Here is a 23,095-nt window from a genome sequence, read left to right as displayed (position 1 = left end):
CGAACAATCGATGCACGCACAATCCTCGCGCAACGACGGCTCCACCCTCGCCGCCTCGCCGGCACAAGGCGCCGAACACCAGGGTCTGCCGATTCCGCAACGCTACTGGGCGATGCTCGTCATCGCGCTCGGGCTCACGCTCGCGGTACTCGACAGCGCAATCGCCAACGTCGCGCTGCCGACCATCGCGCGCAACCTCAATGCCAGCGCCGCCTCGTCGATCTGGGTCGTCAACGCGTACCAGCTCGCGATCACGATCACGCTGCTGCCGTTCTCCTCGCTCGGCGATCGCATCGGCTACCGGCGCATCTATCTGTCCGGGCTGATCGTGTTCACGGTCGCCTCGCTCGGCTGCGCGGTCTCGACCTCGCTGACGACGCTCGCGCTCGCGCGCGTGTTCCAGGGCTTCGGGGCGGCCGGCGTGATGAGCGTGAACACCGCGCTCGTGCGCATGATCTATCCGCCCGCGCAGCTCGGGCGCGGCGTCTCGATCAACGCGGTGGTGGTCGCGGTGTCGTCGGCGATCGGACCGACGGTCGCCTCGGGCGTGCTTGCCGTCGCCTCGTGGCCGTGGCTGTTCGCGATCAACGTGCCGATCGGCGTCGCGGCGATCGTCTGCGCCATCAAGGCACTGCCGCTGAACCGCGGCCACGAATCGCCGTACGACTATCTGAGCGCGGTCATGAACGCATTCGTGTTCGGCCTGCTGATTTTCGCGGTCGATGGCCTCGGTCACGGCGAGCTCTTCGGCTACGTGACGCTCGAAGCGCTCGGCGCACTCGTGATCGGCTACTTCTTCGTGCGCCGTCAGCTCAGGCAGTCCGCGCCGCTCCTGCCGATCGACCTGCTGCGCATCCCGGTGTTCGCGCTGTCGATCGGCACCTCGGTCTGTTCGTTCTGCGCGCAGATGCTCGCGTTCGTGTCGCTGCCGTTCATGCTGCAGGAAACGCTCGGCCTGTCGCAGGTCGAAACCGGTATTTTGATGACACCGTGGCCCGCGATCATCATCATCGCGGCACCCATTGCCGGCGTGCTGTCGGACAAGGTGTCGGCCGGCTGGCTCGGCGGCATCGGGCTCGCCGCGATGACGGCCGGGCTGCTGCTGCTCGCCACGCTCGGCCCGCATCCGGACGCGCTGCAGATCGCCTGGCGCATGGCGCTGTGCGGCGCGGGCTTCGGCATCTTCCAGTCGCCGAACAATCGCACGATGCTGTCTTCGGCGCCGCGCGAGCGCAGCGGCGGCGCGAGCGGCATGCTCGGCACCGCGCGCCTGACCGGACAGACGCTGGGCGCGGCCCTGGTCGCGCTGATCTTCGGCGTCGCGCCGCAGAACGGGCCGATCGTTGCGCTGTATGTCGCCGCGGGTTTTTCGGCAGTAGCCGCGCTCGTGAGCACGATGCGGATCATGCAGAAGGTGACGCAGCCGGATTGAGGTTGCTGCGCGTGTGGTCGCCTAGTCGCGTACTCACGTTCCCGCGGTCGTGCTTGCGTGCCTATACGCGTGTCCATGCGCGTGCACGCAAGCGCATGGACACGCGTAAAAACACACGCGGCCCATAGGCCCACGCAAACGAAGGGCGCGCATCGCACGACGCGATGCGCGCCCTTCCTTCATTGCTCCACGTATTGCTCCAGGTCTCCTGGCGCGCTACCGCGAATCAGACGTGATCGGCATGGGCGCCATCCGCGGCCACCAGCGCGGACGACGCCCCTGCGCTTACGACGACGATGCCGTCACGTCAGCGAGCTTTACCGCTTTGGCCCTCACCGAAGACGCGGTCGCGACGTTGCGCAGATCGTCGAGGAACGTATCGCGCCACACCGACAGGTTGTTCTCGCGCAGCGGCTTCATCATGTCCGCGTGACGCGCCTGGCGCTCGGCGAGCGGCATCGAGAGCGCACGTTCGAGCGCTTCGGCCATCTGCGAGAGATCGAACGGATTGACGACGAGCGCGCCCGGCAACTGCTCGGCCGCGCCCGCGAACTGCGACAGCACGAGCACGCCCGGATCGGCCGGGTCCTGCGAAGCCACGTACTCCTTCGCGACGAGATTCATGCCGTCGCGCAACGGCGTCACGTAGCCGACCTGCGACTGGCGGAACAGCGCCATCAGCAGATTGCGCTCGTATTTGCGGTTCAGATACTGGATCGGCGTCCAGTCGAGCTGCGCGAAACGGCCGTTGATACGGCCCGCCTCGCCCTCCAGCGTCTGCCGGATGCGCTGATAGGTCTGCACGTCGGCGCGGGTCGGCGGCGCGATCTGCACGAGCGAGACGCGGCCATGCCAGCCGGGCGCGTTCAGCAACAGCCGCTCGAATGCCTGGAAACGCTCGACGAGCCCCTTCGAGTAATCGAGCCGGTCGACGCTCATGATCAGCTTGCGGCCGCGCATGCCGTCGCGCAGGCTGCGCACGGGCTTGCGGTCGATGAACTGCTCAGCGGCCCTGGCGATCGCATCGGGATAGATACCGATCGGATAGGCGCCCACCTTGAGGAAGCGATTGAACGCGTGGACCATGCCGTCTTCGCTCGATGTGCCGTGCTGGCCGCGCTCGATGTAGTCGACGAACGACTGGCGGTCGGCTTCGGTCTGGAAGCCGATCACGTCATAGCTGCACATCGCCTTGACGAGTTCGTCGTGCGGCGGAATCGTGCGCAGCACCTCGGGCACCGGAAACGGAATGTGCAGGAAAAAACCGATCGGGTTCTGCACGCCCAGTTCGCGCAGACAGCGCGCGAACGGCAGCAGATGATAGTCGTGGACCCAGATGATGTCGCCCGGTTCGAGCAGCTCCTTGAGCTGCTTCGCGAGCGTCGCGTTGACGCGCTGATAGCCGGCGTACTCCTGGCGGTCGTAGCGCGAGAGATCGTTGCGATAGTGAAAGGTCGGCCACAGCGTCGTATTGGAGAAGCCACGGTAGTACTGATCGTAGTCGCGCTTGGTGAGGCCCACCGTCGCGTAGGTCACGTTGCCCTGTTTTTCGATCACCGGGGCGGACGGCTCGCCCACCGTTTCGCCGCTCCAGCCGAACCAGACGCCGCCGGTCTCCTTCAACGCGTCGAGCACGCCGATGGCCAGCCCGCCCGCCGCGGGCCGCGCCTCCTGGATCGGTGCGACACGATTCGATACCACGATCAATCTGCTCATTGGTACTCCATTGTTTCGTTGTATGCGGATATGTGCCAAAACGGTGCACGCAAGTGGCGTGCCGATTTCCGCGGTATCTCGAAAATAAAAATATATTCAACTGCGTTGGACGAGCAAAAACACGCGACCGCAGACCATCGCGAAGAAGTTTTTTCTGTCTTATATGATGAAACAGGAAGCCTTGTTTACCGGCCCTCGTGCCTGCCCGAAGTGGCCGCCGGGGCTCAAGCGTCCTGCTCCGAGCCGAGGTCGCGCTGGTATTCGAGCCCTTCCTGACGCACCCCGCCCTGATTGTGTTCGCCGTCCGGCAGCGTATGCGGAGCGATCCGGTTCTGCCCGGCCGGGTCCGGCGACACGGCCGGCTCGGCGTTGCCGTCGCCCTGCCGGGGACCGCGCTTCGAGTGCCGCGCGGAACGTCGCAATGCGGGATGTCGCATGATCGATGCCTCCAGGGGAAGCTCGCCGCTGTGGCGGCATTCATACAGTCTAGGGGGCGTGACGGCAAATTGCCGGTAAAAAATGCCTCGGCTTTGTAACAAGTACATCAATTCGCCGCCGCGAACGGGGCGTTTTGCATGATTTAGCCTGTCGCGGCGCGAGGTCCGGTGCGCGGATTGCCGTGACGATGCGGCCAGCGCTTCTGGCGGCGCAAGCGCATCGGCCGCAGTGGACGCGCATTGGCCTGAGGCGCTTGCGTCGGCTGCGGCGGCGGATCGCCGATCGGCGGTGCAAACGGTTCGTCGGGATCGATCGGGTCGGGGCCCGGCGTTGGAAGCGTATCGGGTTCGCCCGGATCGGGCGGCGCAGTGGGCGGCTCGACCGGCTCGGGCCGGTGAGCGCGCTTCGGCAGCGGCGGCTCGGGAGCGGCAACGTCTCGCGGCATGTCGGTGTCCTCGTTTTGCGTTTCGTTGAAACGCAGCAAAGGCTGTGCCGTTTTGCGATGCGCGCGCGGTCGTCTGGGGAGTCAGGTTTGGCGTGCCGGGTTAGCGTGCTGATTCAGACTTATCGAAGCGAAGCACCGGGCGAACCGGCGCCGCTCAACACGACTGGCGCGAACCCGCAGCGTTCTACGCCAATCGCCGCGTCGAATCAGGCGTTCGCGCCGCCCAGCGCGCGCGATTCGTCGGCGGCGTCGCCGTCTTCACGCGCATCGTTGCCATATTCGACAAGGCGGTTGTACAGCGTCTTCAGACTGATGCCGAGAATTTCCGCGGCGCGCGTTTTCACGCCGCCGCATTGTTCGAGCGTCGCCAGGATCAGCTGACGGTCCGCTTCGGCGAGCGACGTGCCGAACGGAATCGTGATCGCGGTGCCGGCCGCGGGCTTCGACAGCGTGATCTGCAACGGCACGGTCGCGGTACTGTCCGAATCGGCGCCCGACATGATGTGCGCACGCTGCACGTAGTTCTTCAGCTCGCGCACGTTGCCGGGCCACGGGTACGACAGCAGCATCTCCTTGACCGCGGCCGGAAAATGCTTCTTCGTGTCATGGCGCTCGTTGAGTTCGTCGAGGAACGCCTGCGCGAGCAGTTCGACATCCTTGCCGCGATCGCGCAGCGGCGGCAGGCTGATCGGAAATACGTTCAGGCGGTGATAGAGATCGAGCCGCAGCTTGCCTTCGAGCACCGCCTGCTCCGGATCGCGGTTGGTGGCCGCGATCAGGCGCACATCGGTTTCGATTTCCCGGGTCGTGCCGACGCGCATGAACATGCCGGTTTCGAGCACGCGCAGCAGCTTCACCTGCAACTCGATCGGCATCTCGGTGATTTCGTCGAGGAACAGCGTGCCGCCGTTCGCGCGCTCGAAATAACCCTTGTGCTGGCGGTCCGCGCCCGTGAACGAGCCGCGCTCGTGGCCGAACATTTCCGATTCGATCAGGTTCGGCGAAATCGCGCCGCAATTGACCGCGAGAAACGCATGCTTGCGCCGCAGGCTCAACTCGTGCAGCGTCTGCGCGGCAACTTCCTTGCCGGTGCCCGATTCGCCGACCAGCATGACCGAGGCCGCCGTCGGCGCGACGCGGCTGATCTGGTCGTAGACCTCCTGCATCGCCGGCGAATTGCCGAGCATCAGACCGAAGCGGCCCATGCGGCGCAACTCGCCACGCAGCGTGCCGATCTCCGCCTTGAGGTCGCCGGCGCGCGGCAGGCGCGAGAGGATCGCCTTCACGCGCTGCATGTTGATCGGCTTCACGAGGTAGTCGGCGGCACCCATTTTCAGCGCGCTGACCGCCGACTCCACGGTCGCGTGACCGGTAATCACGATCACTTCGACGCCGGAGCGCGGATCGAGGTCTTCGAACAGATCGACCCCGCTGCCGTCAGGCAGCTTCAGGTCGGTGAATACGACGTCCGGCATCTGCCGGACCAGTTGAATACGCGCTTCGCGCAAATCGCCCGCGGTGGCGGTGGTCAGGCCGTCTCCCCCCATGATTGCGGAAAGCGCCTCGCGGGTAGCTGCGTCGTCATCGACAATCAGTACATGTGGCATCGCGTCTCGAAAGCCTGCAAGCGTGGGTCAAGAAAGGAGCGAAACATGCGGATCGCATGCCGCCAGGCAGGCCGGCTGCGTGACCCGGAACCGCGCTGGAGTCACACCGAATTCACGTCCGGCCGACCACTGCGAATAAAAGCGCAACAATATCGCGAAAAACCTGCGGAATTGGCGCTTTATTGTTGCCTATTTGCCCATTATACGGCTTTATAGGATTCGTTTAATAACGCCGTCGGGACGCCGCCCAGCAATCCCGCTCAGGCGGCACGCGGCAGGCGCGTGCGGCTCGATCGCGGGTCCGATCACAACTCAGCCGCGCGGAAACGGCCATGCGTCGCCTTCGCCGTGCGCCTGACCCGAACCGTTCGTGCCATTCGTACCGTGCGCGCCCGACGTCACCGCCGCCTCGCTCGCCAGGGCGCGCGGCGTTGCCACCGCGCCGCCCTCGTTTTCCCAGCGGCTCAGGTCGCGAGCGGCGGCAAACTGGCCCGCGCGTCGGTTCTGCACATAGCGAATCGCGAGGAAACCGCCCAGCGCCATCAGTGCGCCGAAGATGCCAATCGTGGGTCGTGCCATGGTGAACTCCTTGGTCGTAGTGGGAAGAGTGCCAGGCATGCGGATGCCGCGAGCCGATGCGCCTTCACGCCACGGCTAACGCGCAACCAGCGCGCCGAGCAGGAAACCGCTGCCCGCCGCGAGCGCGATCGCACGCCATGGGTGGTGGCGCACATAGCGTTCGGTGCGGACGGCCGCCCCGCGATAGCGCCGATGCACGTTGCGCTGCGCATCGCCGAGCGCCGACTGCAGCGTCTCGACATGCGTGCCGAGCCGCTCGCGCAACGCGTCGACGCCCTCGCCCGGCACGTTGCCGGCAAGCCGCAGCATTTCTTCCGAGTCTCTCAGCAGCACCCGTAAATCCTCGACGATCTTCTGGCTGCCGAGTGCAAGTTGTTGCGTCGTGTCGGTCATCGCTCACTCCTTGTCTGGTCTCGTCCGGCTCGGCGTGCGTATGAGCCTCCTGGCATGGATCGCGGCACGCATGCGCCCATCGCCGAACCCGTCGACGGCACCGTTCGCGCGCTTCTCTCCCCTCTTTCGCGTGCCGCCCGAAGCTCTCGCGAGCCGATGAATCCGTCCATGCCGCAAAGCGCATGCCCGGCAAATTTGCCGCTTTAACAGCGCTCGCATGCGGTATTCGGGCAGTTTCGACCGGTTGCGCGCGGCAATATTTCTCGCGCGGCCGCGTCGATTGCCGGAAACCGTACCGAAGTGGTTAAATCGACTTTTGTGGGATAGTGGCTGTACGGTCTATCGCGTCTCAAGGCCTGCGCGCCGCACCACGAACTTCATTTGCACAGGACTCCCCTTCTTTATGGCGTCAATCGATCTGGACTCGCCCACCGTCTCCGCCGGCGGCCATGCTTCGTCACAAGCGAAGCAGCGCGTCGCGGACGGCGTCGCGGGACTGAAATCGTACGGGCTGCTATACGGCTCGTCGCCGGTGATGCTCGATCTCTACGAGCAGATAGAGCGCGTCGCCGATACCGACGCGACCGCGCTGATCATCGGCGAATCGGGCACCGGCAAGGAGCTGATCGCCCGCACGATCCATGAGCGCAGCAGCCGCAAGGACGCCGCGTTCGTCGCCGTGAACTGCGGCGCGATTCCCGATGAACTGATCGAAGCCGAACTGTTCGGCCACGAGAAAGGCAGCTTCACCGGCGCGGTCCAGGGCCGCATCGGCTACTTCGAACACGCGAACGGCGGCACCCTGTTTCTCGACGAGATCACCGAAATGGCGCCGGTGCGCCAGGTCAAACTGCTGCGCGCGCTCGAGACGGGCACGTTCTATCGTGTCGGCGGCAACGAGCTGATTAGCGGCAACGTGCGCGTGATCGCCGCGACCAATCGCGATCCCGCCGTGGCCGTGAAGGAAAACGGCTTGCGCGAAGACCTCATGTACCGGCTCGCGGTTTTTCCGCTGCGCGCGCCGCCGCTGCGCGAGCGCGAAAACGACCGCGAACTGCTCGCGCAGTATTTCCTCGCGCAGCTGAATCAACAGGAAAGCACCGGCAAGAGCTTCAGCAAGCGTTCGATCGAAACGCTGCGCGCCTGGTCGTGGCCGGGCAATGTGCGCGAACTGAAGAACGCCGTGTATCGCGCGTTCATTCTCGCGGAGAAGACGGTCGAGCTGCCGCATCCGCATCTCGCATCGCGGGTCAAGAAAGCGGTCACGCAGGGCGATGCGATGAGCGTGTGGATCGGCACGCCGCTCGCCGATGCGCAAAAGCAGATCATTCTCGGCACGCTCAAGTATTGCGGCGGCGACAAGCGGCGCGCGGCGAAAGCGCTCGGTGTGAGCCTGAAAACGCTGTACAACCGCCTGAGCGCATACGGCGACGAGAACGGCGAAGAGGAGGCCGAGCAGTAGCGAGGCGGTGCGTCGATAACGGGCATCGAATACATGTGCCGACGGCGAATCCGCTGTTCGCGCCGCGATTCATTGCCGGGCACGATGCCCATTCGCACCGGAATGCCGAAGTTCGCGCGTATAGCTTCGCCGCATGGTGCGAGCCGCCTCGCGCGCCGATGAGCGAATCCGCCCAAACGCCAATACGCCAATACAATTCGCCGGCAAACCCCGAAGAAAAAACAGAAAACGCCGTGCCATGCACGATGTTTTGCAATTTCTTGCATTTTCCCACTGCCCATTACAAATATCATCCTGCACAATTCCGCTGCGTATTGGGACGACGGGAACGACAGGAACGACGTGCCGCTCGTTCACATGCTGCCTGGCGCGTGAGCGACGACACCTGTACGAGCAGGGACAAAAGAAATGCAAAAGAACATGGTGTGGGCCGGCAACGCGAAATCCGCTGCCGCGCGCAAGCGCCCTCACGCAACAGCGCTTGTCGCGCTCGCGCTGGCGGTCTCATCGACATTGAGTGGTTGCAGCTCGCTGTACTCGGAAGGCGCGGTGGCGGGCGCCGGTATCGGGGGTGCAGCGGTCGCGGCGAAGGTCACCAGCAATGCGGCGGTCGCGACCGGCATCGGTCTCGGCGCGGTGGCCGCGGCGCGTGCCGGAGTGCAGTACTCGGAGCGCGTGGTCCACAGAAACACCCAGAACAGCATCGCAACCGCGGCAGGGCCGCTCGACGTCGGCGCGGTGGCCCCCTGGAGCATCACGCACTCCTTCCCGATCGAAGACGACGAACACGGCCGCGTGACAGTCAGCCGCCTGATCAGCACCGGTCCGCTCGACTGCAAGGAAATCGTCTTCTCCGTCGATCAGAACGCGACCCAGAATGTGCCCGCGAGCAGTGCGTTTTATATCGCGTCGATCTGCCGTGACGGCAGCAACTGGCGCTGGGCCTCGGCCGAACCGGCTACCGAGCGCTGGGGCTCGCTGCAATGACGAGGCTTTCGCTCAAGGCTGCGAGGCGCCGGCCAGCCTGGTTTGCGCTCCGGCTCCGGTTGCCGTTTCTGGCCGCGCATCCCGTGCGTCAGGTACGTCGTCATGCTTCGCTCGAAGCCACGTCTGATCCAGCCCCTCGCGCTACCGGCACCGCCACGCCCCCAGGCACGCTGACGCTGGCCGGCAACCGCCTGCGCCACATCGCGGCCGGCGTGCTGTGCGTGGCCGCGAGCCTGCTCGCGAGCGGCTGCGGCTCGATCGGCGCGGCAAGCGGTGCTGCGGCGGGTGTCGCGTCGGGGATCGTCACGAGCAATCCGGCCGTCGCGCTCGGCGTCGGCGTCGCCGTGCAGGCCGCGACCGATGAAGTCGTCGCCCGTTATATGCGCAACATGCACCAGGACCAGCAGGACCTGATCGCGGCGCTGGCGGGCGCGATGCCGGTCGGCGAAACGCGGCCGTGGTCGGTCAAGCATACGCTGCCGATCGAGAACGGCCACGGTGAGGTGCGCGTGACGCGCGCCTTCAGTTCGGCGCTCGCGCTCTGCAAGGAGTTCGTGTTCTCGGTGCAGGACGGCGACGGTCCGAACGCGCCGGAAATGTGGTTCACGGCGAGCGCCTGCCATCAGGACAAGGGCTGGAAGTGGGCCTCGGCCGAGCCGGCGGTCGCACGCTGGGGCACGCTGCAATAAGCAGAAACGGCCCGCCCGGCTATGCCGGGCGGGCCGTTTCGGTCAGGCCGACCATCTGGTTGGTGGCAAAGAGCGGCGCAGTCGATTCAATCCGCCCCGCCGCTTGGCCAAGCGAGCCTATCGTTCGAATCGCTTCCTGCCGGCTGAACCTGCAAGCCAAATCGGCCGGCCGAATCGCGCGCACAAAATTCCGCGCTTTACGACTCCACGTCTTCCAGGCTGAAAATTTCGGTCTGGTCGTTGTACGAGAAAATCTCGCCGTAACGGCCCCAGTTGATGACCGCATCGAGCGTTTCCTCGGCGGCGCTATCCGACAGAAAGTCTTCCAGCTCCTGCTCGAAGCGCACGCGCGGCGCGCGATGCCCCGGCCGCTCGTTCAACACCTTCTTGATTCGCGCGGCGAGCGGCACGTGCCGCAGCAGATGCTCGGCGAACATCATCTTCCGTTCCTGCGTGCCGAACTCGGAGAACACGCGCGCGGGCGGCGTGAGGAAAATATCGCCTTCGCGCACGTCGGCGAAACCGAGGTGTTGCAGCACTTCGGCGATCGGAAACAGATCGTCGACCTCGAGATGCAGCGAGCGCGCGATTTCCGGCATGTCCGCGCGGCCGTGGTACGGCGCGGCGGCCAGCGTTTCGATCAGACCGGCCATCAGGTTGGTCGACACATGCGGCAGCCAGCTATGCAGTTCGAGCCCCTTCTTGGTCTGCTCGTCGGTCTGGCGCGCGGTCATCTTCGCGTAGATGTCGTCGACCAGCTTGCGGAACGCCGGGTCCAGACGGTTGCGCGGATGCTTGAACGGCACCTTGATCTCGGCGATCACGCGGCCCGGGTTCGACGACAGCACGAGAATGCGGTCGCACATGAACACCGCTTCCTCGATGTTGTGCGTGACGATCAGCACCGCCTTGATCGGCATGCGGCCCTGCGTCCACAGATCGAGCAGGTCGGTACGCAGCGTTTCGGCGGTCAGCACGTCGAGCGCGGAGAACGGCTCGTCCATCAGCAGCAGCGTCGGATCGACCACCAGCGCCCGCGCAAAGCCGACGCGCTGGCGCATGCCGCCCGACAGCTCGCGCGGATACGCGTTCTCGAAGCCGTCGAGACCGATCAGGTCGATCGCGGCGAGCGCGCGCGTGCGGCGCTCGCTGGCGGCCACGCCCTGCGCCTCGAGGCCCGCTTCCACGTTCTGCAGCACGGTCAGCCACGGGAACAGCGCGAAGGTCTGGAACACCATCGCGACACCCTTCGCCGGGCCTTGGAGCGGCTTGCCCATATAGGTGACTTCGCCGCCGGTCGGCTCGATCAGGCCGGCGATGATGCGCAGGAGCGTCGACTTGCCCGAGCCCGAGCGGCCCAGCAGCCCGACGATCTCGCCTTCGCACAGCGACAGATTCGCATCGTCGAGCACGAGCAGCTCGCCCTGCGTCTTGTTGAAACCGCGGCACACGTCCTTGACGCGCAGGATTTCGTCGCCGAGACGCGGGGGCTTCGGCGGTGTCTGGATCGGCGCGGCAGTCATAGCAGCTTTAGGATTTTGCATCGCGTTATGCCTTCATTTCTCTTATCAAAACGCCGCGCCGCCCCTCGGGTCTGGCTGGCCGCCCACGAGGGCCCGGCGCGCAGCGACAGGTTCGGGGACGCTCAATCGAGCCGCAGCTTGCCTTCGGCGTACGCGTACATCGGACGCCACAGCAGACGGTTGAACAACGTGACGAACAGCGACATCACGGCGATGCCCACGATGATCTTCGGATAATCGCCCGCCGCGGTGGTCTGCGCGATATACGCGCCGAGCCCGTGCGCCGCGACCTTCGTATCGCCCCACTGCACGAACTCGGCCACGATGCTCGCGTTCCACGCGCCGCCCGACGCGGTGATCGCGCCCGTCACGTAGTACGGGAAAATGCCCGGCAGCATCGCCTGACGCCACCACTGCCAGCCGCGGATATGGAAATTTTTGGCCGCCTCGCGATAGTCGTTCGGGTACGAGCTCGCGCCGGCGATCACGTTGAACAGGATATACCACTGCGTGCCGAGCACGATCAGCGGCGAGAGCCAGATATCCGGGTTCAGATGGAAACGCACGATCACGATCACGAACACCGGGAACAGCAGGTTCGCCGGAAACGCCGCGAGAAACTGCGCGAGCGGCTGGATCTTTTCCGCGAGCGCCGGGCGCAGGCCGATCAGCACGCCGATCGGCACCCAGATGACCGAGGCGATCGCGATCAGCACCACGACGCGCAGCAGCGTGATGAGCCCGAGCACGAGCACATGGCCGATCTCGTCGAGCGTGACGCCGGTGCGCACGTAGAGAAACACGCGATACACCACGTAGGCGGTGGCGATCAGCACCAGCGCCGCCCACACGATGTCGCCGACCTTCGAGTTCTTCTCGCTCTGCGGAATATGAAAGCGCGGTGCGCTGAACGCCGGCAGCTGGAAACGCATGCGCGCGGCGTGCGCGAATAGCCAGCCAAGCGGCACGAGCAGGCGGTGAATCAGGTGCGTGCGGCGAATCAGGTCGAGCAGCCACGATTCGGGCGCGTCGCCCGAGCTGGTGTTTTCCATGCGGAACTTGTCGGCCCACGCGACGAGCGGACGGAACAGGAACTGGTCGTACGCGAGGATCACGACCGTCATCGCGAGAATCACCCAGCCGATCGCGTGCAGGTTCTTGTCGCTGATCGCCTGCGCCAGATAGGCGCCGATGCCCGGCAGCGTAATCGTGTTGTTGCCGACCGTAATCGCTTCGGAAGCGACCACGAAGAACCAGCCGCCCGACATCGACATCATCATGTTCCAGATGAGGCCCGGCATCGAGAACGGCACTTCGAGCTTCCAGAAACGCTGCCACGAAGTCAGATGAAAGCCGCGCGAGACTTCGTCGAGATCGCGCGGCACCGTGCGCAGCGACTGATAGAAGCTGAACGTCATGTTCCACGCCTGGCTCGTGAAGATCGCGAAGATCGCGGCCAACTCGGCGCCGAGCACGCGGCCCGGGAACAGCGCGAGAAAGAACGTGACCGTAAACGAAATGTAGCCGAGCACCGGCACCGACTGCAGGATGTCGAGAATCGGCACGAGCACGAGGCCGGCGCGGCGGCTCTTGGCGGCCAGCGTGCCGTAAATGAGCGTGAAGATCAGCGAGGCCACCATCGCCGCGAGCATGCGCAGCGTGGTGCGCATCGCGTACTCGGGCAGGTTCGACGGATCGAGCGAGATCGCCTGGGTCTTCAGCGTCGACATCGGCGCGAGCGTCTCGTGAAAGCCGATCGACGCCATCGCGATCAGACAGATGATCAGCGGAAACGCGACGAAGTCCCAGCGGTTGGGCAGCACGCGCCATGCCGACGCATTGGCGGTGCGTTTGAGGTCAAAGCTGAAATCCATTAGATGCCCCCTCTTTCGAAACAGGCATGCGATCGCTCGAAGGAGGTCGCGACTTGAACGCGGCGGTCAACAGATCGGTCCGGAAAGTGGAAATCGGGCATGGCAAAACGCGCGTGCGTGGTAAATCGTTAGCGTTGAAGACACGTGGTCCGGCAACGGACATGTTCGCGAACGAGCCGCCCGCGAGCACAACCATCACACGGATACCTGTCGCCGCGGACGCCGCCCGAAGGCCGGCGGGCTTTCCTCATTTTGGACGGCACGACACTACACCATCCTATGTTTCAGATACAACCTTTCCCCGCAAATTGCGAGACAGGGTTACCGGGGCCTTACAACCGCCCCTGTTTGCGCCATATCGGCAGCGCGCCGCACTGTACCTCGCCGCGCTGCGCGATGGCAGATCCGCGCGCGCACCGTATCGCAAGGCGTGGCGCGCAAACGACATACACGGTAATCGCAGCGTATCGGGAATCCTGACGAATCCGCCTGCGAGACCGATGCAGCCATCAAGAAAACGAGGCGCCTGCCGTTATGAACCTGACCGGCCTGATCCATGCAGTGCGCATCCCTGCAATAAGGATGGCGCCGGGCCTCATGACGGTTAGAATCAGGAAACGACGCACCTGTTTTCAAACGATTCTTGCCGGGCCGCCGTGTTCGCGCCGGGTTTGAATCGTCAGCCGTTTCAAACACGGCGGCAGACCAGCGGCAAACACATCGACCATAGGACCCACCAGGGCATCGGCCGCAAGGCGGGCGAGCAGCCCCGGCCAGGTGCCGACGCAAGGGCCGCAGACCGCACCCGCGCGTTGCCGCGAATGAGCAAGTTGCATGTCACAGACAGACGGATCAGAGGGTCGATGAACAGGACAACCTTGCGCCAGATAGCCGGACCGGTCAGCTTCGCGCTGATCGTACTGGTTTGCTGGTTCGTGGCTGGCATGGTCGCGGACCGGATGGTACAGCAGGAACTGGATGCGGCTCTGCACAGCCAGCGGCAAATGTCCACGTCGATCGTCGACAACATGGCCGAGGTGATTGCCAGCGACCTCGCGATGTCCCGCGCCATCCCCGCGACCATGGCCGAAATGGACGTAGTCCAGCGCGCCCTCGTGCAATCGCAGAATTATGCCGTGAACGAGGGGATGGCGGAACCCGCCCTGCGCGCCGCGCTGCTCGGCAATCCGCAGATGGCGGCGGTCAGCCAGTTCCTGCATGACGCGCAGGGCTTCTCCGGGCTCGACCAGATCTGGATCGTCAACACGAACGGCATCTGCGTGGCGTCGAGCGCCACGATCTCGAATCCGGCCGGCATCCAGCCGTCGCTCGTCGGCGTGGACATGCGCACACGCAGCTATATGACCAACGCGCTGCTCGGCGCGTTTTCGGAAGCCTACGGCGTGGGCCGCGCGAGCGGCGAGCCGGGCATCTTCATCGCCGCGCCGGTCTACTCGGACGGCTTGCTGGTCGGCGTGGTGGTCGCGAAGGTCGGCATCGCGCGGCTGCGTCACTGGGTAGCGCACGCGGGCACCTTCGTCACCGACGACAACGGCGTCATCATCATGGCGCACGACAGCGCGCTCGAAGGCCGCGCGATGCCGAGCTCGCGCATCACGCAGATGAGCCCCGCCGAGCGGCGCATCATCTATCGGCGCGAGACGTTTCCCGAGATGCGCATCCGCGTCGACACGCAGTTGCGCGAGCAGGCGCCGTGGGTCCCGGCGGCCGCGGCCGCGCAGTTCTTCGGCATGAGCGAACAGCCGGCGCCGGCGCTGTATCAGAACCGCAGCGGCCTGAATTCGGGGCTGTCCGCGCATCTGGTCGATCCGCTCGCGGCGTGGCCCGAGTTGCTGCGCAATCACAAGCGCGATCATCTGCTGGTGTTTCTGACGCTGGCCGGCACCGTCGCGCTCGCGTGGGTGATTACCGTGTCCTACGTGCGCGAGCGGCGCCACCATCGTGCGACGCGCGATCTCGCGAAGCAGCTGCAATCGGCCAATACGCTGCTGTCGGCCGAGGCGCGTCACGATGCGCTGACAGGCGCGTTGTCGCGGCGCTACTTCCTCGACCTGCTGCGCCGCGAGATCGACCGCGCGCAGGCGGGCCGCGAGCCGCTGTGCATGGCGATCGCCGATCTCGACCACTTCAAGCAGATCAACGACCGCTTCGGCCACGCGGCCGGCGACCGCGCGCTCGAACATTTCGTCGATACCTGCCGCACCGAGCTGCGCGGCTCGGACGCCATCGGCCGGCTCGGCGGCGAGGAGTTCGGCCTGCTGCTGCCGGCCACCGGTCTTGCCGGCGGCCGCGAAGTGGTCGAGCGTCTGCGCCTCGCGCTGAAGGCCGCGCCGTCGCCGAAGCTGCCGCCCTCGGTCAGCCTGAGCGTGAGCATCGGCATCACGGAATTGTCGCCGGACGATCTGCCCGAGCGCCTCATGAGCCGCGCCGACACCGCGCTCTACGCGGCCAAGACCGGCGGCCGCGACCGCACCGAGGCGCTGCCGCCCGACGATACCGCGCCGCCCACGCGCACGGCGGTCAACGCCTGGTAAGCAGGCGCATCCGTCGACGCCATCTCCGAGCCTCTCGCAGCGAAGCAGGTATCATCGATCCTGATCTTGGAATTGTCGCTACTGCTCTAACGGGAGATTCGCATGAAGGGAAATCTGGTCATCGTCTGTCGCGATCAGGATGCTGATGCATTCGACCACCTGCTGGCCGAATACGGTGCGTTTCAGACGCGCCTGTCGTCGACCGCGTGGTATCTGAAACTGGCGGTCGCGCCGGAACTGATTCAGGAGGAAATACTGGCGCGCCTCGGCAAATACACGACGCACTACATCTTCGAGGCGGAATCGGTCACGTGGAATACGGTGGACAGCGAAACGGCCAACGCGCTCAATACGCTGTTCTCGGATTAAGACGCCGGGGGGTGCAATCAGGCGCGAGTCACGTGGCCGCAAGGCCGCGTGCCGCGAACATCGCCCCCACCGTGCCTCGCCTTCCCCAGCCATTTATCGTGGCATTTACCAGGCATGCTCCGAAGTTGCCGCCACCTTCGGCAGCATCTCGAACGAGAAGCTCATCAGCACGCGCAAGCCACGGCCATCGTGATTGCCGATTTCCCATTCGCCGCCCGCGCGCCGCACGAGCCGCTCGACAATCGCGAGACCGAGCCCGCTATGGCCGTTGCCACCGCGCGCCGGATCGAGCCGCACGAACGGCCGGCTCGCGTTGATGATGTCTTGCGCGGCAATGCCCTTGCCGCTGTCGCTCACCGATAGCGTGAAGCCCTGCGCCGTGCGCGCGGTCGCCACGATCACCGGCGGCGCGCCATAGGCATGCGCGTTATCGAGCAGGTTCGAGAGAATCCGGTCGAGCGTGGCGGCCGGCAGCAGGAATGACGGCCCCGCGGCGAGTTCCGTCTCCACGGTCGGCGCGCCAGAGGCCACCGCCCGATAGCTGCGCACGACCCGCTCGCATTGCGCATCCACTTCGACGGGTTCGCTGCGATCCGCGCCGTCGTGCGCGAACACGAGAAACTGCTCGACGATATGCGTCATCGAATCGACGTCGCGCACCACGCCGTCGCGCGTCTTCGCGTCGTCCATCATCTCGGCACGCAGCCGCAGGCGCGCAAGCGGCGTTTTCAGATCGTGCGCGACACCGGCCAGCATCACCGCGCGATCGTTCTCGGTGCGCGCGACTTCCTGCACCATCTGATTGAAGCCGTGCGTGAGCTGCCGCAATTCGCGCGGGCCGCGCTCGGGCACCGGCGACACCGGCAAGCCGCGGCCGAAGCGCGTGACCGCCTGCGCGAGCGAGCGCAGCGGCTGCTGCAAGGCCCACGCGGCGAACACCGCGGCCATCACCGCGAACGAGAAAATCATGACGAGCCACAGCACCGTGCGGTCGAGCGAGTGCGGCATGCGCAGCGGCTGCACGGGCACGACGATCCAACTGCTATCGTTCGCCTCGCGCACCCACAGCGTGGGCGGATGGCCCGGCGGACCCACGCGCACCTGGGTGCCGTCCGGCATGCGGTCGCGCACGTCTTCGACGAAACGCGAGAGCGGCGCCGGCATGGTGGAATTTGCCGGCGGCACGTCGGGGCTCGCCGGATCGACGAGCTTCACGCGCGACGGCAACGGTTGATCCGGTGTACGGGCGACATGCTGACGCACCGCGTCGACGAGGAAGATCGCTTCCTCGACCGCGTAGCGCGTCTGGAACTGCGAGCGTTCGAGCCGTATCAGCGCGTACCACGCAAAATGCGACAGCAGCAGCACGCCGACAACCAGCAGTGCCAGTCTCCCGAACAGCGAATCAATGGGCCGACGCATGCTGCTCGCCGTCCGGCACGAACACGTAACCGCGGCCACGCACCGTCTGGATGAAGCGCGGCGTGGACGGATCGGTTTCGAGAATGCGGCGCAGGCGCCACACCTGCACGTCGATGCCGCGGTCGGTGCCGTCGTACTCGGGACCATGCAGCAGTTCCAGCAAGCGCTCGCGCGTGAGCGTGCGCATGGGATGATTGACGAAAATCTTCAGCAGCGCGAACTCGCTGCCCGACAACGTGAGCGGCTTGTCTTCGTGATGCAGCGTGCGCGACTGGAAGTCGAGCGTGAAGCGGCCGAAGCTGAACGGCTCGCGCTGCTCGGGCGCGGCCGCCGACGGCAGCGTGCGGCGGCGCCGCAGCACCGCCTGCACGCGCGCGAGCAGTTCGCGCGGATTGAACGGCTTGCCGAGATAGTCGTCCGCGCCGAGTTCGAGACCGACGATGCGGTCGACGTCGTCCGCGCGCGCGGTCAGCATGATGACGGGGATATCGTCGCCCGAGGCGCGCAGCTTGCGCAGCGCGGTGAGCCCGTCCACGCCCGGCATCATGAGGTCCAGCACGATGAGGTCGGGACGCTCGCGTTCGAGGCGGCGCTCGAGCGAGCCCGCATCGTGCAGCACCGAGACTTCGATACCCTGACGGGCGAGATAGTCGCGCAGAAGATCGCGCAATTCGACGTCGTCGTCGACGACCAGGATTTGAGTAGCCATGGAATGAAGTTTAACGCGCAGCAGAAAGGGATTTCGTTTTCCAAACAGCGTCAAGGGTTACCGGGTGTTACGGTGAAAGCCTCGCGTAATGCCTGGTAATAGCCGCACCGGAGCACGTAACACAGTGCCCGGCACAGTTCTCTACGCTGTGCCTTACCGAATGCAGGCGAGTCCTCATGACCGGCTGCATCGTCGGCTATTCCATTACAAGGAGCCTTATATGTCCACCAAAAAGATGTCGCGCGTTCTCGCTGTTGCCGCCACCGCTCTCGCCCTCGGCGCGGGCGCCGCTTATGCCGCCCAGCCCGCGGAGCACGCGCACGGCGGCCCCGGCGGCTGGCACGGCCACTTCATGAAGGAACTGACCCAGCTCCACGACCAGCTGAAGCTGAACGCGGATCAGGAAAAGCTGTGGCAAAGCGCGCTCGATACGATGAAGCAGAATCACGAAGCGATGCGCGCGAACCACCAGCAGGCTCGCGAACAGTTCAAGGCGGCGCAGCAGCAGCCCATCCTCGACCTGAACGCGATGGCCGCGACGCACCAGCAGATCGAGCAGAAGGACGCACAACTGCGCCAGCAAACCAGCGACACCTGGCTCAAGTTCTATAACGCGCTGAACGACCAGCAGAAGACCACCGTCAGCACCGCGCTGAAGAAGCGCTTCGCGCGGATGGAAGAACGCCGCGAGAAGATGCACGAGCGCTGGCAGCATCACAAGGCTCAGAAGGGCGCGGCGTCGGCGCCGGCCGCCAGTCAGTAAGCGTCACGCCAGGTAGCGCGGGGCCAGCCGAAAGGCCGCCTCGCGCATGAAACAACGCCACGGAAGCAATCTTCCGTGGCGTTGTTCTTTGGTGGCGGTTAAAGCCGCGCCAAAGCCTCACCATCGAAGCGGGCGCGGCAGCAATCAGCCGTTCAGCTGGCCCAGATCGAACAGCAGCACTTCCGCGTCCTCGCCGTTTTCGAGCGTGACCGTGTCGGTGTCGCTGAGCTTCGCGGCGTCACCCGCCTTGAGCAGCGTACCGTTCACCGTCACCGCACCACGCGCGACGTGCACGTAGGCGAGACGCCCCTTCGGCAGCGCAAACTGCGCGGTCTCGGCGCCGTCGAGAAGACCCGCGTAGATCGAGGCGTCCGCGTGGATCGTCACCGAGCCGTCGTGGCCGTCGGGCGATGCGATCACGCGCAGGCGGCCGCGCTTGCTGTCGGCATCGAAACGCTTTTCCTCGTAGCCGGGCTGGTCGCCCGCGCGGCTCGGCAGCACCCAAATCTGCAGCAGATGCACCTGCTCGTCGCGCGAGGCGTTGAACTCGCTGTGCTGCACGCCGGTGCCCGCGCTCATGCGCTGCACGTCGCCGTGACGGATCGTCGAGCCGTTGCCCATGCTGTCGCGATGGGCCAGTGCGCCCTCGAGCACGTACGTGACGATTTCCATGTCGCGGTGGCCGTGCGCGCCAAAGCCCTGGCCGCCCTCGATGCGGTCTTCGTTGATGACGCGCAGCGGGCCGAAATGCACGTGCCGCGAATCACGGTAATCGGCAAACGAGAAGCTGTGGTAGGAGTCGAGCCAGCCGTGGTTGGCATGGCCACGTTCTTCGGAACGGCGAATCTCGATCATGGAAAATCTCCCGGTAAAGAAACAAGTTGATGGAGAACAATGTAGGGCCAACGCGATCGCCAAACAATCGGCGCACATGCACTGGACCGTTCCACCGGTGCGAGCAATCGCTGCCGGCGGCAAAACCCGCCGTAACGTCGCGCACGCACAACGCCCGCCGCCGCTCGTGCCGGTCCACGGACGTCCCGGACTGGCACCCCGGCGCTGTTCGGGTAAAATACCGCCCTTTTCGAGGCGCTCGGACGTTCCATGCGTCGCTCAGGGCCCTTCAGGACACTTCGGCGCAAACAACACTCGACACCGCGCGAGACGAACCGGCAGGCAGTATCCGCGAGACTCGGGACTCGCCCGCATGGGCGTGAGCGGGGCTTCGTACTAGAGTCGGCAACAAGGAAGGTGAGCCCGGTCGCCAGCAACGGCGGCAGTGGCAGAAACCGGCAGTAGATTCAAACCCATTCGAGACGAAAGTCCCAAAAGCGCGCCGCGGGAACGCCAACGCTCCCACGGCATGATTTGCACAGCGGTACGCTGTGCGCCGCGCGTCATGGCGAGCCGAACGCTCGCGGCCCGCGCGGCGCAACACGGGCCGCGTCTTTCGCGATGCGTCACAAGCGCGTCGTCAAGGACTTCATATGTTCCTTCAAGGCTACGGCCCGCTGCTTCTCAGCGGCACCTGGCAGACCGTCAAACTGGCGGTGTTGTCGCTCGTGCTCGCCTTCGTGCTGGGCCTGCTCGGCGCGGCGGCGAAACTGTCGAAAAACCGCCTCTCCAACGGCATCGGCACCGTCTACACGACGCTCGTGCGCGGCGTGCCCGATCTCGTGCTGATGCTGCTGCTGTTCTACAGCATCCAGATCTGGCTGAACAACCTCACCGACGCGCTCGGCTGGGACGAGATCGACATCGATCCGTTCGTGGCCGGCGTCGCGGTGCTCGGCTTCATCTACGGCGCGTACTTCACCGAGACGTTCCGCGGCGCGTTCCTCGCCGTGCCGCGCGGCCAGCTCGAAGCGGGCGCGGCCTACGGCATGACGAACTGGCAGGTGTTCTCGCGCGTGATGTTCCCGCAGATGATGCGCTTCGCGCTGCCCGGCATCGGCAACAACTGGCAGGTCATGGTGAAGGCGACCGCGCTCGTGTCGATCATCGGTCTCGCCGACGTCGTCAAGGCCTCGCAGGACGCCGGCAAGGGCACGCTGCGGTTCTTCTTCTTCACCCTGCTCGCCGGGGCGATCTATCTCGTCATCACCACCGTGTCGAACTTCGTGCTGATGTACCTCGAAAAGCGTTACTCGACCGGCGTGCGAAAGGCGGATCTATGATCGAGATCATTCAGGAATACTGGCGCAACTATCTGTTCACCGACGGCTATCGCTTCACCGGCGTCGCGATCACGTTGTGGCTGCTGGTGGTGTCGATCGGCCTCGGCTTCTGCCTGTCGGTGCCGCTCGCGGTCGCGCGCGTGTCGAAGAAGAAATGGCTCTCCGGCATGGTGTGGCTGTATACGTACATCTTCCGCGGCACACCGCTCTACGTGCAGCTGCTGCTCTGCTACACCGGTCTCTACAGTCTCGACATCATCCGCAACAACGAGCTGACCAACGCGTTTTTCCGCGACGGCATGCATTGCACGCTGCTCGCGTTCACGCTGAACACCTGCGCGTACACCACCGAGATTTTCGCGGGCGCGATCAAGGCGACGCCGTACGGCGAGATCGAAGCGGCGCGCGCCTACGGCATGTCGTCGTTCACGCTGTACCGGCGCGTGATTCTGCCCTCGGCGCTGCGCCGCGCGCTGCCCTACTACAGCAACGAAGTGATCCTGATGCTGCATGCCACCACGGTCGCCTTCACGGCGACCGTGCCGGACATTCTCAAGATCGCGCGCGACGTGAACTCGGCGACCTATCAGTCGTTCAACGCGTTCGGTATCGCCGCGCTGCTGTACCTGTGCATCTCTTTCGCGCTCGTGTGGCTGTTCCGCCGCGCCGAACGCCGCTGGCTCGCTTACCTGCGGCCGCAAGGCAAGTAAGTAACGTTGGACATCGCGGTTAGAGACCGCGTCCGTGGGCAGGCAAGCTCGTCAAGGATCCTGATGAACACCAAGAAGCAGAAGCTCTTCGTCGACGAGCTTCACAAAAAGTACGGCGACAACGAAGTCCTCAAGGGCGTGTCGCTGAAGGCCGATGCCGGCGACGTGATCAGCGTGATCGGTTCGTCCGGCTCGGGCAAGAGCACGATGCTCCGCTGCATCAACTTTCTCGAACAGCCGAACGCCGGGCGCATCGTCGTCGACGGCGAGGAAGTGCGCACGCAAACGGCCAGGGACGGTGCGTTGCGCGTGTCGGACCCGAAGCAGTTGCAGCGCGTGCGCACGAAACTCGCGATGGTGTTCCAGCACTTCAACCTGTGGTCGCACATGAACGTGCTCGAGAACATCATCGAGGCACCCGTGCATGTGCTCGGCCTGAAACGCAAGGAAGCCGAGGACCGCGCGCGCGAATATCTCGAGAAGGTCGGTCTCGCGCCGCGTCTCGAAAAGCAGTATCCGTCGCACCTGTCGGGCGGCCAGCAGCAGCGTGTCGCGATTGCGCGCGCCCTGGCGATGCATCCCGACGTGATGCTGTTCGACGAACCGACTTCGGCGCTCGATCCCGAACTCGTCGGCGAAGTGCTGAAGGTCATGCAGAAGCTCGCCGAGGAAGGCCGCACGATGATCGTCGTGACCCACGAAATGGGTTTCGCGCGCAACGTGTCGAATCACGTGATGTTCCTGCATCAGGGCCGCGTCGAAGAAGAAGGCCACCCTGACGAAGTGTTCAAGAATACGAAGAGCGAGCGCCTCAGGCAGTTCCTTTCCGGCAGCCTCAAATAAACCGGATGCAGTCCGATACGCATCCCGCATCGCACCGATGCCGTGATGTGTAGTCGAAGTAGTTTTACAAGGCGCTTACGAGCGCCTTTTTTATTGCCCGTTTCTGTTCGCCGGCGACCGTTCGGAGCACCAAAAACCTCGTCCAAACAACGCTAAGCGTTGCTTTTTTGCCTTAACCTGCCACTTTCCGGGCGTCAATAGTGGCAATCCTTAATACGACCCCAGGCTAATCGTGAGTCCCTTGTAAGACAAGGCTTTGCGCGTTTTCCCGAGCGGCACCGGAGAGACGTGGCGCACATTCGTATTGCAATTTGGCGACACAGCCGGAGCACGGCGCCAATTTCTTCTCCCAGCCAAAGTTATTTTTGATAAATTAGTAACCAAAGTAGCAAAACAAAGTTG

21 protein-coding genes are annotated in these 23,095 nt (G+C 64.8%); 10 read left to right on the top strand and 11 right to left on the bottom strand.

Translation table 11 applies throughout. The annotated features are described in order from the left end of the window. Nucleotides 1-10: 10 nt before the first annotated feature. Nucleotides 11-1,432, top strand: coding sequence for an MFS transporter (locus tag F3J19_RS02050; RefSeq protein WP_167036869.1), 1,422 nt, complete (start codon nt 11-13; stop codon nt 1,430-1,432). 285 nt (nt 1,433-1,717) lie between these two features. On the opposite strand, the gene otsA is transcribed toward F3J19_RS02050, so the two are convergent. The 6 genes from otsA to F3J19_RS02020 all read right to left on the bottom strand — a co-directional run bounded on the left by otsA (nt 1,718) and on the right by F3J19_RS02020 (nt 6,610). Further along, a complete protein-coding gene (otsA, locus tag F3J19_RS02045; protein WP_167036866.1) occupies nt 1,718-3,148 on the bottom strand; it encodes an alpha,alpha-trehalose-phosphate synthase (UDP-forming) in 1,431 nt (476 codons plus the stop codon). 224 nt (nt 3,149-3,372) lie between these two features. Continuing rightward, the gene (locus F3J19_RS02040; RefSeq protein WP_167036863.1) at nt 3,373-3,585 is read right to left on the bottom strand and encodes a hypothetical protein; all 213 of its coding nucleotides are present in this window, start codon (nt 3,583-3,585) and stop codon (nt 3,373-3,375) included. Between the two features lie 143 nt (nt 3,586-3,728). Beyond that, nucleotides 3,729-4,031 carry a hypothetical protein gene (locus F3J19_RS02035; RefSeq protein ID WP_167036861.1) on the bottom strand — a complete coding sequence of 101 codons (303 nt, stop codon included), beginning with the start codon at nt 4,029-4,031 and terminating at the stop codon, nt 3,729-3,731. A 206-nt stretch (nt 4,032-4,237) separates the two neighbouring features. Then, on the bottom strand, nt 4,238-5,638 hold the full coding sequence (locus F3J19_RS02030; protein WP_167036858.1) for a sigma-54 dependent transcriptional regulator: 1,401 nt from the start codon (nt 5,636-5,638) through the stop codon (nt 4,238-4,240). Between the two features lie 312 nt (nt 5,639-5,950). Further along, a complete protein-coding gene (locus tag F3J19_RS02025) occupies nt 5,951-6,217 on the bottom strand; it encodes a hypothetical protein (RefSeq protein ID WP_167036855.1) in 267 nt (88 codons plus the stop codon). A 75-nt stretch (nt 6,218-6,292) separates the two neighbouring features. Continuing rightward, nucleotides 6,293-6,610 (bottom strand): DUF883 family protein, encoded by a 318-nt coding sequence (locus F3J19_RS02020; RefSeq protein ID WP_167036852.1) that lies wholly within the window; start codon nt 6,608-6,610, stop codon nt 6,293-6,295. A gap of 403 nt (nt 6,611-7,013) precedes the next feature. Between F3J19_RS02020 and F3J19_RS02015 the strand changes: the two genes are divergently transcribed. From F3J19_RS02015 to F3J19_RS02005, 3 genes are all read left to right on the top strand, one after another. Next, nucleotides 7,014-8,072, top strand: a complete 1,059-nt coding sequence (locus F3J19_RS02015) for a sigma-54 dependent transcriptional regulator (RefSeq protein WP_167036849.1) — start codon at nt 7,014-7,016, stop codon at nt 8,070-8,072. Nucleotides 8,073-8,480: 408 nt separating this feature from the next. Next, entirely contained in the window at nt 8,481-9,059 is a 579-nt protein-coding gene (locus F3J19_RS02010) for a hypothetical protein (protein ID WP_167036846.1), read from the top strand. Nucleotides 9,060-9,229: 170 nt separating this feature from the next. Beyond that, nucleotides 9,230-9,748, top strand: a complete 519-nt coding sequence (locus F3J19_RS02005) for a hypothetical protein (protein WP_167036970.1) — start codon at nt 9,230-9,232, stop codon at nt 9,746-9,748. Between the two features lie 197 nt (nt 9,749-9,945). Here F3J19_RS02005 and F3J19_RS02000 read toward each other — a convergent pair whose 3' ends face one another. Further along, complete coding sequence (locus F3J19_RS02000) at nt 9,946-11,292, bottom strand: nitrate/sulfonate/bicarbonate ABC transporter ATP-binding protein (protein WP_167036844.1); 1,347 nt, start codon at nt 11,290-11,292, stop codon at nt 9,946-9,948. Nucleotides 11,293-11,393: 101 nt separating this feature from the next. Next, nucleotides 11,394-13,145 (bottom strand): ABC transporter permease subunit, encoded by a 1,752-nt coding sequence (locus F3J19_RS01995; protein ID WP_167036841.1) that lies wholly within the window; start codon nt 13,143-13,145, stop codon nt 11,394-11,396. 863 nt (nt 13,146-14,008) lie between these two features. Here F3J19_RS01995 and F3J19_RS01990 point away from each other — a divergent pair. After that, on the top strand, nt 14,009-15,700 hold the full coding sequence (locus F3J19_RS01990) for a sensor domain-containing diguanylate cyclase (protein ID WP_167036838.1): 1,692 nt from the start codon (nt 14,009-14,011) through the stop codon (nt 15,698-15,700). A gap of 102 nt (nt 15,701-15,802) precedes the next feature. Next, complete coding sequence (locus tag F3J19_RS01985; RefSeq protein ID WP_167036835.1) at nt 15,803-16,069, top strand: hypothetical protein; 267 nt, start codon at nt 15,803-15,805, stop codon at nt 16,067-16,069. Nucleotides 16,070-16,174: 105 nt separating this feature from the next. On the opposite strand, the gene F3J19_RS01980 is transcribed toward F3J19_RS01985, so the two are convergent. After that, nucleotides 16,175-17,491 carry an ATP-binding protein gene (locus F3J19_RS01980; RefSeq protein ID WP_167036833.1) on the bottom strand — a complete coding sequence of 439 codons (1,317 nt, stop codon included), beginning with the start codon at nt 17,489-17,491 and terminating at the stop codon, nt 16,175-16,177. After that, complete coding sequence (locus F3J19_RS01975) at nt 17,475-18,200, bottom strand: response regulator (protein WP_167036830.1); 726 nt, start codon at nt 18,198-18,200, stop codon at nt 17,475-17,477. The genes F3J19_RS01980 and F3J19_RS01975 overlap by 17 nt, the downstream gene beginning before the upstream one ends. A gap of 220 nt (nt 18,201-18,420) precedes the next feature. On the opposite strand from F3J19_RS01975, the gene F3J19_RS01970 reads away from it, so the two are divergent. Then, entirely contained in the window at nt 18,421-18,963 is a 543-nt protein-coding gene (locus F3J19_RS01970) for a periplasmic heavy metal sensor (RefSeq protein WP_167036827.1), read from the top strand. Between the two features lie 144 nt (nt 18,964-19,107). Here the strand turns inward: F3J19_RS01970 and F3J19_RS01965 are convergent, their stop codons facing one another. Continuing rightward, on the bottom strand, nt 19,108-19,818 hold the full coding sequence (locus tag F3J19_RS01965) for a pirin family protein (protein WP_167036824.1): 711 nt from the start codon (nt 19,816-19,818) through the stop codon (nt 19,108-19,110). A gap of 632 nt (nt 19,819-20,450) precedes the next feature. Here F3J19_RS01965 and hisQ point away from each other — a divergent pair. The 3 genes from hisQ to F3J19_RS01950 all read left to right on the top strand — a co-directional run bounded on the left by hisQ (nt 20,451) and on the right by F3J19_RS01950 (nt 22,693). Continuing rightward, nucleotides 20,451-21,140: a histidine ABC transporter permease HisQ gene (gene hisQ / locus F3J19_RS01960; RefSeq protein ID WP_167036821.1), complete on the top strand. Its 690-nt coding sequence runs from the start codon at nt 20,451-20,453 to the stop codon at nt 21,138-21,140. Beyond that, complete coding sequence (locus tag F3J19_RS01955) at nt 21,137-21,850, top strand: ABC transporter permease (protein WP_167036818.1); 714 nt, start codon at nt 21,137-21,139, stop codon at nt 21,848-21,850. The genes hisQ and F3J19_RS01955 overlap by 4 nt, the downstream gene beginning before the upstream one ends. 63 nt (nt 21,851-21,913) lie before the next feature. Then, on the top strand, nt 21,914-22,693 hold the full coding sequence (locus F3J19_RS01950) for an ATP-binding cassette domain-containing protein (RefSeq protein WP_167036815.1): 780 nt from the start codon (nt 21,914-21,916) through the stop codon (nt 22,691-22,693). Nucleotides 22,694-23,095: the final 402 nt, after the last annotated feature.

Origin of the sequence: Burkholderia sp. Ax-1724, from assembly GCF_011752995.1 — a bacterium.
Lineage (GTDB): Bacteria > Pseudomonadota > Gammaproteobacteria > Burkholderiales > Burkholderiaceae > Paraburkholderia.
Note: the sequence above shows the minus strand (reverse complement) of the source record. Positions and strands in the feature narration are given on the sequence as shown.

What these genes read in the sequence shown, in the direction of transcription:
- F3J19_RS01975 (WP_167036830.1), bottom strand. Translation starts at nt 18,200, where the DNA reads ATGGCTACTCAAATCCTGGTCGTCGACGACGACGTCGAATTGCGCGAT.
- F3J19_RS01970 (WP_167036827.1), top strand. Translation starts at nt 18,421, where the DNA reads ATGTCCACCAAAAAGATGTCGCGCGTTCTCGCTGTTGCCGCCACCGCT.
- F3J19_RS02030 (WP_167036858.1), bottom strand. Translation starts at nt 5,638, where the DNA reads ATGCCACATGTACTGATTGTCGATGACGACGCAGCTACCCGCGAGGCG.
- F3J19_RS01995 (WP_167036841.1), bottom strand. Translation starts at nt 13,145, where the DNA reads ATGGATTTCAGCTTTGACCTCAAACGCACCGCCAATGCGTCGGCATGG.
- F3J19_RS02050 (WP_167036869.1), top strand. Translation starts at nt 11, where the DNA reads ATGCACGCACAATCCTCGCGCAACGACGGCTCCACCCTCGCCGCCTCG.
- F3J19_RS02020 (WP_167036852.1), bottom strand. Translation starts at nt 6,610, where the DNA reads ATGACCGACACGACGCAACAACTTGCACTCGGCAGCCAGAAGATCGTC.
- F3J19_RS01965 (WP_167036824.1), bottom strand. Translation starts at nt 19,818, where the DNA reads ATGATCGAGATTCGCCGTTCCGAAGAACGTGGCCATGCCAACCACGGC.
- F3J19_RS02010 (WP_167036846.1), top strand. Translation starts at nt 8,481, where the DNA reads ATGCAAAAGAACATGGTGTGGGCCGGCAACGCGAAATCCGCTGCCGCG.
- F3J19_RS02035 (WP_167036861.1), bottom strand. Translation starts at nt 4,031, where the DNA reads ATGCCGCGAGACGTTGCCGCTCCCGAGCCGCCGCTGCCGAAGCGCGCT.
- F3J19_RS02040 (WP_167036863.1), bottom strand. Translation starts at nt 3,585, where the DNA reads ATGCGACATCCCGCATTGCGACGTTCCGCGCGGCACTCGAAGCGCGGT.
- F3J19_RS01990 (WP_167036838.1), top strand. Translation starts at nt 14,009, where the DNA reads ATGAACAGGACAACCTTGCGCCAGATAGCCGGACCGGTCAGCTTCGCG.
- F3J19_RS01955 (WP_167036818.1), top strand. Translation starts at nt 21,137, where the DNA reads ATGATCGAGATCATTCAGGAATACTGGCGCAACTATCTGTTCACCGAC.
- F3J19_RS02000 (WP_167036844.1), bottom strand. Translation starts at nt 11,292, where the DNA reads ATGCAAAATCCTAAAGCTGCTATGACTGCCGCGCCGATCCAGACACCG.
- F3J19_RS01985 (WP_167036835.1), top strand. Translation starts at nt 15,803, where the DNA reads ATGAAGGGAAATCTGGTCATCGTCTGTCGCGATCAGGATGCTGATGCA.
- otsA (WP_167036866.1), bottom strand. Translation starts at nt 3,148, where the DNA reads ATGAGCAGATTGATCGTGGTATCGAATCGTGTCGCACCGATCCAGGAG.
- F3J19_RS02015 (WP_167036849.1), top strand. Translation starts at nt 7,014, where the DNA reads ATGGCGTCAATCGATCTGGACTCGCCCACCGTCTCCGCCGGCGGCCAT.
- F3J19_RS01980 (WP_167036833.1), bottom strand. Translation starts at nt 17,491, where the DNA reads ATGCGTCGGCCCATTGATTCGCTGTTCGGGAGACTGGCACTGCTGGTT.
- F3J19_RS02025 (WP_167036855.1), bottom strand. Translation starts at nt 6,217, where the DNA reads ATGGCACGACCCACGATTGGCATCTTCGGCGCACTGATGGCGCTGGGC.
- hisQ (WP_167036821.1), top strand. Translation starts at nt 20,451, where the DNA reads ATGTTCCTTCAAGGCTACGGCCCGCTGCTTCTCAGCGGCACCTGGCAG.
- F3J19_RS01950 (WP_167036815.1), top strand. Translation starts at nt 21,914, where the DNA reads ATGAACACCAAGAAGCAGAAGCTCTTCGTCGACGAGCTTCACAAAAAG.